Annotated in this window: 11 protein-coding genes; 5 read left to right on the plus strand and 6 right to left on the minus strand. The window is 72.6% G+C overall.

The genetic code is table 11. The features are described from left to right. Positions 1-13: 13 nt before the first annotated feature. The 5 genes from BIV23_RS15995 to BIV23_RS16015 all read right to left on the minus strand — a co-directional run bounded on the left by BIV23_RS15995 (position 14) and on the right by BIV23_RS16015 (position 6,395). Positions 14-1,714, minus strand: coding sequence for a hypothetical protein (locus BIV23_RS15995; RefSeq protein WP_071381501.1), 1,701 nt, complete (start codon positions 1,712-1,714; stop codon positions 14-16). Between the two features lie 2 nt (positions 1,715-1,716). Then, a complete protein-coding gene (locus tag BIV23_RS16000; RefSeq protein WP_071381502.1) occupies positions 1,717-2,619 on the minus strand; it encodes a carbohydrate ABC transporter permease in 903 nt (300 codons plus the stop codon). Then, a complete protein-coding gene (locus BIV23_RS16005; RefSeq protein WP_071381503.1) occupies positions 2,616-3,527 on the minus strand; it encodes a carbohydrate ABC transporter permease in 912 nt (303 codons plus the stop codon). The genes BIV23_RS16000 and BIV23_RS16005 overlap by 4 nt, the downstream gene beginning before the upstream one ends. Before the next feature lie 117 nt (positions 3,528-3,644). Then, on the minus strand, positions 3,645-4,973 hold the full coding sequence (locus tag BIV23_RS16010; protein ID WP_071381504.1) for an extracellular solute-binding protein: 1,329 nt from the start codon (positions 4,971-4,973) through the stop codon (positions 3,645-3,647). A gap of 276 nt (positions 4,974-5,249) precedes the next feature. After that, positions 5,250-6,395 carry an ROK family transcriptional regulator gene (locus BIV23_RS16015; RefSeq protein ID WP_071381505.1) on the minus strand — a complete coding sequence of 382 codons (1,146 nt, stop codon included), beginning with the start codon at positions 6,393-6,395 and terminating at the stop codon, positions 5,250-5,252. 260 nt (positions 6,396-6,655) lie between these two features. Here BIV23_RS16015 and BIV23_RS16020 point away from each other — a divergent pair, with 260 nt between their 5' ends. From BIV23_RS16020 to BIV23_RS16040, 5 genes are all read left to right on the plus strand, one after another. Beyond that, complete coding sequence (locus BIV23_RS16020; RefSeq protein WP_071381506.1) at positions 6,656-7,558, plus strand: N-acetylglucosamine kinase; 903 nt, start codon at positions 6,656-6,658, stop codon at positions 7,556-7,558. 229 nt (positions 7,559-7,787) lie between these two features. Next, positions 7,788-9,695 carry a phosphatase PAP2 family protein gene (locus BIV23_RS16025; RefSeq protein ID WP_071381507.1) on the plus strand — a complete coding sequence of 636 codons (1,908 nt, stop codon included), beginning with the start codon at positions 7,788-7,790 and terminating at the stop codon, positions 9,693-9,695. 92 nt (positions 9,696-9,787) lie between these two features. Then, a complete protein-coding gene (locus BIV23_RS16030; RefSeq protein WP_071381508.1) occupies positions 9,788-11,593 on the plus strand; it encodes a glycosyltransferase family 39 protein in 1,806 nt (601 codons plus the stop codon). Positions 11,594-11,671: 78 nt separating this feature from the next. Beyond that, the gene (locus BIV23_RS16035) at positions 11,672-12,589 is read left to right on the plus strand and encodes a MurR/RpiR family transcriptional regulator (protein WP_071371450.1); all 918 of its coding nucleotides are present in this window, start codon (positions 11,672-11,674) and stop codon (positions 12,587-12,589) included. 429 nt (positions 12,590-13,018) lie between these two features. Beyond that, positions 13,019-13,399 carry a hypothetical protein gene (locus BIV23_RS16040; protein ID WP_079173186.1) on the plus strand — a complete coding sequence of 127 codons (381 nt, stop codon included), beginning with the start codon at positions 13,019-13,021 and terminating at the stop codon, positions 13,397-13,399. Between the two features lie 158 nt (positions 13,400-13,557). Here BIV23_RS16040 and BIV23_RS16045 read toward each other — a convergent pair. Continuing rightward, positions 13,558-14,071 (minus strand): peptidoglycan-binding domain-containing protein (locus BIV23_RS16045; RefSeq protein ID WP_107471180.1); only part of this gene is annotated, 514 nt, incomplete at its 5' end.

The raw sequence follows: 14,071 nt of genomic DNA on the forward strand, positions 1-14,071 counted from the left end.
CGGTTCGTCGGGGTCACACGACAGGTGCGGGCCGGCGGGCGCGCAGTGCGACGGTCAGTGTGTGCGGGCCGTGTCCACCAATGTAGACGCGGTTCCCGGTCGTCGCATCGGTGCCGCCCACCACGGTGTGGTCCTGACCCGGGTCGTACCGCAGTACGTCGCTCCGGTCCGGCCCGGCAAGCGGTTCGCCTGCCTCGACGCCGGCCTCGACCCGGATCTCGTCGTCGCCGACCCGGTAGGTCATCGGCCCCCTCGTCAGGCACCAGCGTCCGTCGCCGATCGGCACGGCGCCCTCTGGCACGCCGCCCGGCCGGAAGGTCAGTTCGAGGGCCCAGGGCACCCGTGGGCCGCGGATGTCGATCCGCAGGTCGGCACCGTCTTCCCTGAGGTCCACCTCGACGCGGGTCGTGTGGGAGACCTCGTCCCGAGGGCGGTCAGGGAAGGCCATCGCCGCGGAGAAGCGGCCCTCGTCCACCAGGCGGTAGGCGCCGTCGTCGCGCCTCCGGTCCTTCGGGAGCGGCTGGTAGTAGGCGGTTGTGAGGGTTTCGGTGAGCCGGTACCGGTTGTCGGCGAGCTGTTCCATGTCGGCGGCGCGGAAAGGGCCCAGGTCGAAGAACCCCCGCGAGAGACGGACCGCGTCGAGGACGGCGGCACCGGCGAACAGGCGCAGGAAGGTGGGGTTGCAGGCGAGGCCCGAGCGGATGCGCCGGTGCTCGGGCACGTCGGAGCCGCCGTACACCACGGTGTGTGCGGTGGCCGAGGCGTGTGCGGCGAGGCGTGCGGTGGGGAGATACCGGGCGCGCGGGAGCTTCTCCGCGTCCGGGGCCGGCAGGGCGCGGCACAGATCCGGGGTGAGGAGGGTCTGGGCGAGCAGGTCGGGGTCGTCGATGCCGTCGGCGGCCGCCAGGCGGGCCGCGCGGGCGAAGTCGCCCCGGCCGGTGCGGATCGCGAGCAGCCGGTAGTGCGGCAGATAGGGCCACAACGGGAACGAAAGCTTCTGGTCCTGGCGGCGCGAGTGGACGGTCTCCACCGTGCCGTCCGGCCTGATCAGGTCCAGGGTCGTGGCAAGGTTGCGTTCGACGGCGTCCAGCAGGTCGGTACGCCCGAGCACCTCGGCCAGCAACAGCAGCGACGGGTTGGTCACGAGGGACGCGTAGACGGCACTGCGTTCCGAGTACAGGCCGTCCGCGTCGATGTCGACGCCCTCGGCGAGCCACTCCTCGGCGCGGGCGAGCAGCCGGGCGTCCGGGAACGAGCGGTGCAGCCGGGCCAGCGCCGCGGACAGCTCCCAGCGGTGGTTCGGGGTGTGCACCCCGCCGGTCAGGAGAGGGCCGGTGGCGGCGCCCGCGATCTCGGCAAGCGCCGCCGTGACGTCGGCCAGTTCCGGCCCCGCGCCCGCGGCGAGGACGTGCGCGTCGCACACGTCGTTGACGGTGAACGCGGAGTCCGGCGGCGACTGCACGTTGTCGCCGCCCGCGAAGAGGCCGGAGGCCGTCTGCACGGACCGCAGGGCACGGAGGTGGGTCAGCGCGGCGGCGACGGCCCGCTCGCTGCCGTGCAGGGCCGACTCCGGCGAGAGGTACGCCGCGACCAGGGTCTTCACCCGCCGGGCCAGGGCGCGGTGCGGCTCAATGAATTCCGCCGACGGGTCGGCCGACCCGTCGGCGGCGAGCGCCGCTGCGCGGACGAACTCGTCGTCGAACGGAGTGGGCACGGTCAGTCCTTCAGTCCGGCATTGATGTCTGCGCCCATGACGTAGCGCTGGAAGACCAGGAAGATGACGATCAGCGGGATCATGGAGATGACCGATGCGCCGAGCAGGACCGACCAGTTGATGTTCTGCGCGCCGACGATGCTCTGGATGCCGATCTGCACGGTGAACTTGGTGGGGTCGTTGAGCATCAGCAGCGGCCAGATGTAGTCGTTCCACCGCCACTGGAAGGACAGGATGGCGAGGGTCAGCATGATGGGCCGGGAGAGCGGCACCATGATCCGCAGGAAGATCGACAGTTCGCGGGCGCCGTCGATGCGTGCGGCCTCCACGAGTTCGTCGGGAACCGTCAGGAAGAACTGGCGGAACATGAAGCATCCGGTCGCGGTGAGCACGGCCGGGAGGATGATGCCGGTGAACGAGTTGTAGAGGTCGAGGTTGCGCACCACCAGGAACTCCGGGGCGAGCATGACCTCGCCCGGCAGCATCGTGGTGGCCAGGATGCAGATGAAGAACGCCTTGAGCCATTTGTTGTCGTACTTGGCCAGCGCGTACCCGGTGCAGCAGCTGGCCGCCACCGTGAGGATCGTCGTGATCACGCACACGAGGGTCGTGTTGACGAAGTACTGGGAGAAGTTGGCGCTGCGCCACGCCGTCAGGTATCCCGACAGGGTGGGGTGGTGCGGAACCATCGTCAGCGGATAGGAGAACAGGTCCCCGGCCGGTTTGAGGGAGCTGAGGATGAACCACAGCACCGGCAGTCCGTAGAGGCACGCCAGGATCCACAGCAGTGTCGTCGCGGACACCGCCCGCCGGACCCCGCCGCTGCCCGCGTTGCGGGTCCGCTTCTTCGAGACGGCCTGTCCGGGACCGGCGTCGACCGGGCGTGGCATGTCTGTGGTTGTCATCGGTTCTCCACCCGCCGGTTGACGATCAGCTGGACGATCGCGACGGCCATCAGGATGAGCATGAGCACGAACGACGCGGCGCTCGCGTAGCCGATCTGGCCCCGTTGGAAGCCGGTCTGGTAGATGTACTGGACCAGCAGGTTGTTCGACGTTCCGGGTCCGCCGTTGTTGAGGGAGACGAACAGCGGGTATTCCTTCATCGCGTTGATCGTGTTGAGCAGGATGACGATGAACGAGGTGGGCGCGATGCTCGGCAGCGTGATGCTGATGAACTGGCGCCAGGGACCGGCGCCGTCGAGCGAGGCCGCCTCGTAGTACGACACCGGCACGTTCTTGATCGCCGCGATGAACAGCAGCATCGAGAAGCCGGTCCAGGCCCAGGACGCCGCCATCACCACCACCAGCAGCGACAGGTCCGCGTTCGACTGCCACGGGACGGCGTGCCCGCCGAGCTTCTCGATGACGTAGTTGACCAGTCCGAAGTTCTCGCCGAACAGCCACCGCCACAGGACACCCACGACGATGGGCGACAGCAGCCAGGGGATGAAGAAGACGACGCGGGCGAGCGACGCTCCCTTGGCGTGCTTGCTCACCAGCATGTTGGCGATGAGCAGCGAGAGCGCGAAGTTCAGCGGAACGAAGAGGACGGTGTACAGCAGCGTCCGGGTCAGCGCCTCGTAGAAGGAGGAGTCCCCGAACAGGTTGCTGTAGTTGTCCAGTCCGACGAACTGGAACGCCCCCACCCCCGTGTAGTTCGTGAAGGAGTAGACGAGCCCGATCACCGCCGGCCACACGAAGAACAGCGCGAAGAGCACGACATTGGCCGCGATGAGGACGAGCGGCGCGATCGTGTAGCTGCGGCGTCTCCTGGGCGGGCTCGCGGACACGTCCGAGGCGCGTTTTGTCATCTTCCTGACTCCGTGCTGCTGGAAGGGATTCCTGTGGGCTCACGCCATGAGCCCGGCGTCACGTGGGCGGCCAGGGCCGGGCGGCGGTGTCTCGGCCCCGCCGCCCGGCCCTGTGGTCTACGACCCGCCGCCGACCTGCTGGTTGTAGCCGGCCACGATGTTCTCCAGGGCCTTGTCGGCCGACTGCTGGCCGTTGATCGCCTTGCCGAGCTCCGTCTTGGTCGGGTCGGTCGTGAGGCTCTTGCCCTTCAGCACCCAGTTCGTCTGCGCGGTGTTGAAGTACCCGGAGATCGGGGCGTAGAGCGGGATCTCCTCGTTGTACAGCTTGAACGCCGCCTGCGCCGCCTCGGAGGTGAAGGGGTACTTCGGGTTCAGACCGCTCTCGACCGGGAGGAACCCGGAGGTCTCGACGAGCTCGGTGTACTGCTTCGGCGCGTACACCCAGGCCAGGAACTTCTGCGCGGCGGTGGCCGCGGCGCCGTTGTTGTTGAACCCGACCATCATGCCGCCGCTGTTGACGTCGCTCGCCTGGACCGGCTCGGCGGGAGTCGGGACGCTCGCCCAGTCGAACTTCTTGATGCTCTCCGCGAAGGCGGGAACCTGCCACACGCCTGACCAGTAGGCGACCACGTCACCGCTCTGGAACATGGCCGACGGGTCGGCGCCGCTGGTCCATACCGACTTCGGCATGGTCTTGTCGTCGTTCAGTCCGACGAAGTAGTTCACGGCCTTCTTGGTCGCGGCGTCCACCGAGAACGTGCCGGAGGAGTCCGCGTGGACGTACTGCCCGCCCATCTCGTACACCATGGCGCGGAGCCGGGACGGCGACTGGTCGAACGTCAGGGAGTACTTGGCGCCGGTCTTCTCCCGGACCGTGTTCGCCGCCTTGATGAAGTCGGTCCAGGTCCAGGTCTTCTGGGGCGAGGCCGGGAAGGAGACGCCGGCCTTCTTGAACAGGGTCTCGTTGATGTACAGGCCGGACGCGGTGACGTCCGAAGGGATGGACAGCACCTTCCCGGACGAGTCCTTGGCGAGGAAGTTGCCGTTGATGTTGTTGCTCTTGTCGTTGGCGACGGAGCTGAGGTCGAGCAGCTTGTTCGACCAGATCGGGTCCAGCGCGGGCACGTCCGCCACGTCCGGCAGAGCGTTCGCCTGAGCGGCGTTGTGGAGCTTCGCCGGGTAGCCGTCGTAGGGGATGTTGACGAGCTTGACGTCGACGCCGGTTTCGTTCTTGTACTGCGCCACCAGTTTCTTCCAGCCCGCGTCCTGCCCCGGAACCGTGGAGATCCAGAACGTCAGCGACTTGGAGTTGCCGCCCGAGCCGGACCCCGACCCGCAGGCGGAGAGCAGAAGGGCACCTGCCGCGGCCACGGCAGCGAGGGGAACCACGCGGCGTATGCCGCCGCGGCCGAGTCGGCGGGAGCGCCGCACACCCACACTGGTCATCTTCGATCCCTTTTCGTCGTAGGGGGACGGAGCACGGCGCCGACCGAGGCGGCACGGGTGCATTCTGCAGGTGAAATCTCGCTTCCCGGGGGCGCGGCCTCGCCCGGCCGCGTCGCCTTCGCGGGTGGGATCCCCGGCCATGAGTGCCGTCGTCGCACAAGCACGCCCTCGTGCGGCTGCCGTACGTCGCGTACGGTCGGGACGCCGACCCAAGCCGACGTCCCGACCGGCTTAGAAAGCGCTTGTCCGGACATTGGCAGAACGGGCCGGAAGCCGTCAATCCTTCCGCCGCCCGGGCTCGGTCACGGTTCGGACACCTCGGGCCACCGCGAGCCGGGCCGCGCCCACGACGGTGCCCAGGTCGCCGACCGTGCTGCTGACCACCTCGGTGGGCCAGCTCAGCCGGGCCAGTTCGGCCCGCACCCCGGGCAGCAGCCGGGGGTCCGCGCCGGTGCTGCCACCGAGCACGATCAGCCCCGGGTCCAGTACGGCGGTCACGGCGGCGGCCAGCCGGCCGACGTCGGCGGCGTGCCGGGCGACGACGGCGCGGGCCGGCGCCCGCCCCTCGCCGGACAGCGCGAACAGCTGCTCGGCGGTCTCGGGGCACGGCCCGTCCCTCTCCCGCCAGGCCTCGGCGGCGCGGCGCAGCAGGGAGCGCGCGCCCATGTAGTCCTCCAGGGCCTCCAGGCGCGGCTCGCTGTCGTCGTCCCAGGGGTAGGGCAGCCGCGCCAGCTCGCCGGCGGCGCCGTTCGCCCCGCGCACCACCTGCCCGCCGATGACGATGCCGAGGCCGACACCCACGCCGACGCGCAGGTAGGCGAAGGTGGCACGGCCTTGGGCGGCGCCCTCGTGCAGCTCGGCGAGCGCTGCGCAGTTGACGTTGTTCTCCAGGTGCACGGGCACGCCCGGGGGCAGTGCGACGGCCACGGCGTCGAAGACGGGGCCGGCCTTGGCGGTCGCGGGACGCACCGGCGCGCCCTTCCCGGCCGGCGCGGCGACGTCGCCGACGGCGACGACGACGGCGCGCGGCGGAAACGCGGCGGGCAGCGTGCCGAGGGCCTCGCGGACGGCGTCCGCGGCTTCGGCCCGGGACGCGGTGACCTCGGCGAGCAGGGCGCCGTCGAGGGCGCAGCCGCGGACCCGGGTGAGGTCCGGGCCGAGGTCGACGGCGAGGACGGCGCCGGCGCCGGGGCCGAGCCGGTAGACGGCGGCGCTGCGGCCGGTGCCGCTGGAGGCGGTGCCGGAGGGGGCGGCGAGCCCGGCGCTCTCCAGCTCCGCGACGGCCGAGGACACCGTCGGTTTGGACAGTTTGGCCAGGCTCGCCAGTTGCGGCCGGGTCGCGCTGCCCGCCTGCGCGAGCACGGCGAACACCGCGCTCGCGCTCTCGGTCAGCCGGGGTGCCGCCACCACGTCGTGTTCCACGGTTCTCCCACAGGTCGCGAGGACTCTTGACGCACTGTACTTCGTTAGTTAATTTCCTAACGAACTTCACGGTACTCGCCTGCCGTGCTCCGCCAGAGGCCCGTCCCGGGGCCTCCCGATCGCTGCGACCAGCCCGTCTCCCGGGTTTTCACCGGCTTGCCACCGGCTCTTCCCGGCTTCCCCCGGCACGGTTCGCCCGCCGTCGCTGCACCGCGCGCACGCACAGCACAGCGCACCCGACGCACGACGAAAGAGGTCCCGTGCAGGACTCCACGCCCGTCCTGGTCGGCATCGACGTGGGCGGTACCAAGACCCGGCTGCGTGCCGTGGCCGGGGACACCCCGCTCGCCGACCACGTCCGTACCAGCGGCGGCTGGCGGCCGCACGACCCGGTCGCCGCCGCCGGCTGGCTGGCCCGGCTGATCGCCGAGGCCCTGCCGGCCGGCCCGCGCCCGGCGGCACTGGCGGTGGGCGGCCACGCCTGCGAGACCGCGCGCCAGTGCGAGCAGCTCCGTACCGCCCTGCACCTCCACTTCGACGTGCCCACGCTGGTCGTGGGCGACGCCGAACTCCTCGTCCCCGCCGCAGGCTTGGCGAAGGGCGGTGCCGGCCTGGTCGCCGGCACCGGCTCGGTGGCGGTGGGGCGGCGCGCCGACGGCACGGCCGTGCAGGTCGGCGGCTGGGGCGCGGTGCTCGGCGACGAGGGCGGCGCGGCCGGACTGGTCCGCGAGGCGGCGCGGGCCTGCTGGGCCGCCCACGACCGCGGCGAGGCACCCGACGCGCTGGCGACGGCCCTCCTCGACGCGTTCGGCGTCCCCGAAGTGCCCGCGCTGGGCGCCGCGTTGGAGAGCGCCCCCGATCCGTCCGCCGCCTGGGGCCGGCACGCCCCGGCCGTCTTCGCCGCCGCCGAGGACGGCTCTGCGCTCGCCCGTGACGTCATCGCCGCCGGCGGCCGCGCGCTCGCCGCGCTGGTCGAACTCCTCGACCGGCGCGGCGCGGTGACCGACGACGTGGTGGTCGCGGGCAGCACCATCCTCGCCCAGCCCGCGCTGTACGACGCCTTCGCCGCAGCCCTCGCCGCATCCCTGCCGTCGGCCCGGCCGCGCCCGCTGCGGGTACCCCCGGTGGCGGGGGCGGTGACGCTCGCGCGCGGGCTGCTGTGAGCGAGACACCGGAACTCCGTTGTGCCGGGCGGCGGTTGTCGGTTTCCGTGTGCCGAGCGCCTCGCGTTCACCTGCCGACCAGACCGAGCTCACCCGGGACTCCCCGACGGGTCACACCCCACCCCTAGATATTCACGCGTTCAACTTCCTCCTCCTTCTTCTCCACGGTTTCGCACACGTCGGCCCATCGCGCCCCGCGTTCCGTGGACCGCTTCCGAGAGGCACAGGCATGCCGTCACCTGCCGGGCCCCCCTCCGCCGCGCTGAACCGGCGCGGGTTCCTCACCACCACGCTGGCCGCGTCGGCGGGCGTGCTCGCCGCCCCGGCCGTCGCCGTCCGGCTGCCCGCGGCCGACGCCACGGCGGCCACCGCACCGGCCGCGTTCGTGGACTCCTACCGGACCAACGTCGCCGGCAACCTGACGCCCGAGACCAACGCCGTGGTCCGGGTCCTCGGCGGCTTCGCCCAGGTGTGGAAGACCGGCGCCGCCTGGGACACCGGCGCCCCGCTGCGCCCCGCGATCCTCCGCGCCGACCTGCGCTACTGCGCGTGTACCACGGCCGAGCGCACCGACGCCCAGGCGAAGGAAGCGTTCGTCTACGACCGCCGGCACCAGAGTTACGCGATGATCGCGGGCCTCGGCCCACTGGCCGACCTGTACAAGGCGGGCGCCAAAGCGGTCACCTCGATCAACGACGCCCCCGACGGCACCCCGGCGACCACCGTCAACGACGCCGTGCCCGCCGACGCCCCGGCCGGCTCGGCGCTCGGCGCGGGCGCCCACGACTCCTCGCTCGGCAAGGTCGCCGAACTGGTCGACACGGTGCGCGGCCCGTACGCCTCCGGCAATCCCGCCAAGTACGCCTACCAGTACCCGCGTCCGTGGCGGCTGAACGAGAACAGCGAAGTCGTCGACACGGGCAGGACCGACGCGTTCGGTTTCCCGGTGTACGACTCCCCGGTGGCCGTCGCCCCGCAGCTGCTGCGCCAGCGCGGCACCTCCGCCACCGACGACGGCGGCTTCCCGAGCGGCCACACCAACGCCTTCCACCTGGCCGCGCTGGCCTACGCGTACGCCGTGCCGGAGCGCTTCCAGGAGCTGGTGACGCGCGCCGTCGAGCTGAGCCACACCCGGATCGTGGCAGGCATGCACCACCCCGTCGACGTCATCGGCGGCCGGATCATGGCCACCGCCCTCGCCGCCGCCACCCTCGCCGACCCGGCCAACGCCCAGCTGAAGGCCGCCGCCCGCGCCCAGGCCCTCGCCTACTTCACCGAGCGGACCGGCACCACCGCCGACACCCTCTTCTCCTACGCGCACACCGGCACCGACCCGTACGCCGACCGTGCCGCCAACGCCCGCGCGGTCCGGCCCCGGCTGACGTACGTCCTCACCCGGCAGGGCCGCGAGCTGCCGCTGACCGTGCCGAAGGGCGCCGAGGTGCTGCTGGAGACCCGGCTGCCGTACCTGAGCGCGGACCAGCGCCGCGCGGTGCTGCGCAGCACCGCGCTGCCCTCCGGCTATGTGCTGCTCGACGGCTTCGAGCAGTGGGGCCGGCTGAACCTGTTCGCCGCGGCGGACGGTTACGGCGCCTTCGACACGGACGTCACCGTCGTCCTGGACGCGGCGGCGGGCGGATTCTCGGCGGCCGACGCCTGGCGCAACGGCATCGACGGCCGCGGCGGCCTGACCAAGCGCGGCACCGGCACGCTCACGCTGACCGGCCGCAACCGCTACACCGGCGGGACCGTGCTGGCCCAGGGCGCGCTGGTCGCGGGCGGCGAGGACGCCCTCGGCCACGGGGACGTGCGGATCACGGACGGCACCCTGCGGGTGGCCGGGCGGCTGCGGGTGCGCGGCGCCTACGCCCAGGACGCGGGCACGCTGGAGATCACCCTGCGCACGGGCCGCAAGGCGCCGCTGACGGTCCGTCACCTGGCAGTGCTGGGCGGTGGGGCCGCGCTGTCGCTGCGCCTCGACACCGAGCGGCCGCCGGCCGCGGGCAGCACGCTGCCCGTCCTCGACGCGCCCCGGCTGCGCGGCCGGTTCGCGCGGATCGAGGTGAACTCCGGCCACCTGCGGGCCGTACCCGTGTACACGGCAGAAGGTCTGTCGGTACGACTCGTGCAGCGGTGACGCCCCCGGTGGCGGGAGCGGTGCGACAGTAGGGCCATGATCCGGCCCACGCACGCTCCCGCCGCCGTACGGCCGGTGCCACCGCGGGGCGGATGATGGCGCGCGCACAGCACCTGGTCCCCGGCCCGGCGGCTCCCGCCGCGGCCCCGGCCCGCCCGTACGCCGGGCTGCACCGGCACCGGCGGTGGCTGGTGCCGCTCGTGGCGCTGCTGCTGCTCGCCCAGATGGCCGCGGTGATGGTGACGACGGCCGTGCAGCAGACCCCGACGATCGACGAGCCGGTGTACGTCGCGACGGCCACGGACTATCTGCGCGAGCACCGGATCCGCTACAACCCCGAACATCCGCCGCTCGGCAAGCTGCTGATCGAGGCCGGGACGGCGGTGGCGGACCCGCGCTACGACGCGTCGTACCCCGGCACGCAGGGGGACGTGGGCCGGCATCTGCTGTACGAGTCGGGCAACGATCCCGGGCGGCTGATGCTGTGGGCACGCCTGCCGGTGATCGTGCTGACGCTGCTGTTCGGGCTGGTCGTCTTCGCGTTCGCCCGCGACCTGACGGGCACGGCGGGCGAACTGACCGGTTCGGTGGGCGGGTTGGCGGGTGCGGTGGGCGGGTTGGCGGGTGCGGCGCGTGGGTTGACGGGTGGGTTGGCGGGTGCGGCGGGTGGGCTGGTGGCGCTCGCCCTGTACGCCTTCACGCCCGACGTGGTCGCCCACGGTTCGCTGGCCACGCTGGACATGCCGGTGACCGGCTTCGTCCTGACCTCGGTATGGCTGCTGTGGCGGGCGCGCCGGCGGCCCGGGTTGTACGTGCCGCCGGCCGGGGTGGCGCTGGGGGCGGCCGTGGCGACCAAGATGAGCGCGCTGCCGGCGGTGCCGGTGCTGACGGCGCTCGCCGCGGTGTCCGTGGCCGTCGCCTCCGCGGGGGCCGGCCGGCGGCGCAGGGTGCTGACCGCGCTCGCCGCCGCGGTCGGCATGGCGCTGGTGGCGGTGGCCGTGGTCTGGGCCTCGTATCTGGCGGTCGACCCCCTGCTGCGGTTCTCCCCCGCCGAACCCGTCCCGGCACTGCACGGGCTGCGCGGGAGGCTGGTCGATCTGCTGCCGCTGCCGCCCGCGTACCGGGCCGGGATGCGGGTGCAGTTCGGGCTGGAGGACTACCCGTGGCAGGGCTATCTGTTCGGGCACCTGTACACCGGCCGGCGGTGGTACTACCTGCCCGTCGCCCTGCTGGTGAAGACCCCGATCGGCCTGCTGGCGCTGGGCGCGGCCGGCGCCGTTGCGGTGGTCGCGCTGCGGCGGCTGCGGCCCGCGGCGCCGTACCTGCTGGTGCCGCCCGGCGTGCTGCTGGCGGCGGCGATGACGGGATCGCGGGAGTTCGGGACGCGGTACGCGCTGTGCGTGCCGGTGTTCCTCGCGGTGACGGCGGCCTGCGTGCCGGCGTGCGTGCCGGCCCGGGCTCCGTGGTCCCGGAGGCGGTGGCGGTGGGCGGCCGCCGTGACGGCCGTGCTCGTGCTGTGGACGGCGGTCAGTTCGCTGCGCACCTTCCCGTACTACCTGCCGTACGCCAACGACGCGTTCGGCGGGCCCGCGCAAACCCACCGGCTGCTGCACGACTCCAACGTGGACTGGGGACAGGACCTGGGCCGGCTCGCCGACCGGCTGCGCCGGGACGATCCGGGCGAGCGGGTGTGGCTGGTCTACAAGGGCAGCGGCGTGCCGTCGTACTACGGCATCCGCGCCGCCGATCCGCGCGACGTGCCGCCGGACCGGGTGCACGGGCTGCTCGTGGTGTCGGACTCGGCGGTCGCGAAGGCAAGCGGCCGACTGGCCGAACTGATCGCTTCCAGTCATCCGGTCGGCAATGTGGGCTATTCGATCACGCTCTACCGACGGTGAGCACGTACGCTCAACCCGCTGGTCAAGACGGCCGGTGAGCTATGTTGAGTGGTCGTGGCAGACAAAGGAGGCGGCCGGGTGCCCTCGCCGCAGCAGGCACGCGCACAGGCGTCAGCGATCACCTCGGGCAAGACCGTGCCCGAGGCCGAGCCCGCTCCGACCTCCCGGCTCCGGGAACTCTTCGACGGCCCCCGTCTGTCGCCGGGTCAGCGGCGCATCGCCCAGTATCTGATCGAGCACATCACCGAGGCCGCGTTCCTGTCGATCACCGAGCTGGCCGATCGCGTCGGGGTCAGCCAGCCCTCCGTCACCCGCTTCGCCGCCGCCGTCGGCTTCAGCGGCTATCCCGCGCTGCGCGAGCGGCTCCAGGCCATCGCGCTGAGCACGCTGGCGGGCGGCCCGGGCGAGGAGAACCGGGCCAACGAACTCCAGGCGGCCGTCGACGCGGAGATCGAGAACCTGGAGAACCTGCGGCGCGACTTCGCCGACCCCGACCGGATCATCCGGGTCGGCCGCGCGCTGTCCCGCTCCACCCCGCTGACCGTGCTGGGCCTGCGCATCTCCGTGTCCCTCGCCGAGTACTTCGGCTACGCGGCCCGCCGGATCCACCCCGACGTGCGGCTCGTCACGCGCGGGGGCAGCGTGGCCTACGACGCCCTGCTCCAGTCCCGCGAGGCCGGCGGCACCTGGGTGCTCGCCTTCGCCATGCCCCGGCACTCCCACGAGACCCTGCAGGCCGTCCGGGTGGCCCGGGACGCCGGGCTCAAGGTCGCGCTCGTCACCGACCTGGCACTCGGGCCGCTGGCCGAAGCGGCCGAGATCACCTTCGCCACCGGCACCGGTTCGCGCATGGTGTTCGACTCCTACGCCGCGCCCGGCGTGCTGGCCGCCGCGCTGCTCCAGGCCATGACCGACGCCGATCCGGAGCGCACCCAGGCCCGGCTGGAGAAGTACGAGCAGCTCTCCGAGCACCACCAGTTCTTCATGAAGGACTGAGGTCCGCGCCAGGGATCCGTGAAGATCCTGCGCCTCCCGATACCCCCGGACAGGGATCATCCGCCACAAAGCACGCATGAATGTTTTCATACGCCTTGCAAACCGGACGGCATATATAAATACTGCTCACGGATCGCGCCCGGCCCACTCCGGGCACGTTCCGCGCACGCGGACCCACCGCTCGCGCCACCGCCCCGAGAAAGCCGACGGACCAGCCATGCGCACGCAAGACCACCCGCAGCGCCGGTTCCCGATGGCCGGGGCCCCCGAACGGACACCCCCGGCCGTCGGCTCCTACCCACGTCGGTACGTGTGGTGTTCCGGGGCGCGCCGTCTGCGCGACGCGCCCGTGGCGGCCCCGGCCATCCCCTAGGCCGGGGCCGCCCCGCATTCGTCGGACCACCCTCACGACGCCGCACACCGGAAGCGATGATCATGCCCCTGACCAGCACGCGCATCAGTCCCGACTGGCCCTGTCAGGTCAAGACGCCAGGCTCGTACGACTGGGAGCGCTCGGCGGCCAAATGGCTGCGGGAGCTGATCCCCGCGCGCTACGCCAGCTATCCGGCGCTCATCCGCCACCCCGTGCTGCTCGCCCGGCACGCCCAGCTCCAGGTCCAGCAGGAGGTCCGGGTGGCCCGGACCGCCCTGCAGACCGCGCGCGCCGAGCTGCCGATGCTGGGGCTGCCCGAGTCGGTCATCGAGCACACGATCAAGCTGTACGCCGCCGAGGTCCTGCAGCTGCAGCACATCGCCCGCAGCGTACGGGCGGTCAGCGAGGCTCTGTCGGGGCGCGGCCCGGGACGCTGATCCCCGCGCCGCCCTTCCCCGTACCCCGGGGTACCCCGGGTCGGGTGCGTGCCGCGGTCACGGCGCGGCCGGGGGGCCGCTGTGGGCTCCGTCGGCCCGTTTGGCCGCTGTGGAGCTCCGTCGGACCGATTCCCCCCGTCCGCCGCTCCGGGCCGGTCTCACGAACCGTCGCCGAGGGGCGACCGTGACGTCCGTGACTCCAGGGCCCGGCGCGTGTCGTCGCCGTAGACGCCCCGCTCGTCGCCGCTGATGCCGTACCAGAGCTGGAACCGGGCCACGGCCGCAGTGAGGGTGGCGTCGTAGGTGCCGTCGGTGGAGCCGTCGCGGTAGACGTCCGGGACGCGCAGCAGGCGCTGCTGGAGTTCGGCGACGTCAGGCCCGCTGTCGCCCTGGCGGAGGGTGCCGGGGCCGTCGGGGTCGGTGGGCGCGGTGGGGATGGCGGGGGCTTGCCCGGAGGTGGGTGGTGCGCTGGCCGCGGGCCGGGAGGGCCCCGGGGTCGCGGCGCTCGCGGTGGATCCCCGGCCGGAGGGCAGCAGCATCGCGCAGCCGAAGCCGACCAGGGCGGCCGCGGCCACGGCCACGGCGACGGAGGCCCGGCGCAGCCGGGGGGTCGCGGCGCGGGCGCTGGGGGCAGGGACGCCGGAGGCAGCGGCTTTGGGGACAGGGGATCTG

This window comes from Streptomyces monashensis, assembly GCF_001866665.1.
Taxonomy (GTDB): Bacteria; Actinomycetota; Actinomycetes; order Streptomycetales; family Streptomycetaceae; genus Streptomyces; species Streptomyces monashensis.

Coding starts and splice junctions, on each gene's coding strand:
- BIV23_RS16000 (WP_071381502.1), bottom strand. CDS start 2,619: ATGACAACCACAGACATGCCACGCCCGGTCGACGCCGGTCCCGGACAG.
- BIV23_RS16005 (WP_071381503.1), bottom strand. CDS start 3,527: ATGACAAAACGCGCCTCGGACGTGTCCGCGAGCCCGCCCAGGAGACGC.
- BIV23_RS16010 (WP_071381504.1), bottom strand. CDS start 4,973: ATGACCAGTGTGGGTGTGCGGCGCTCCCGCCGACTCGGCCGCGGCGGC.
- BIV23_RS16025 (WP_071381507.1), top strand. CDS start 7,788: ATGCCGTCACCTGCCGGGCCCCCCTCCGCCGCGCTGAACCGGCGCGGG.
- BIV23_RS16030 (WP_071381508.1), top strand. CDS start 9,788: ATGATGGCGCGCGCACAGCACCTGGTCCCCGGCCCGGCGGCTCCCGCC.
- BIV23_RS16040 (WP_079173186.1), top strand. CDS start 13,019: ATGATCATGCCCCTGACCAGCACGCGCATCAGTCCCGACTGGCCCTGT.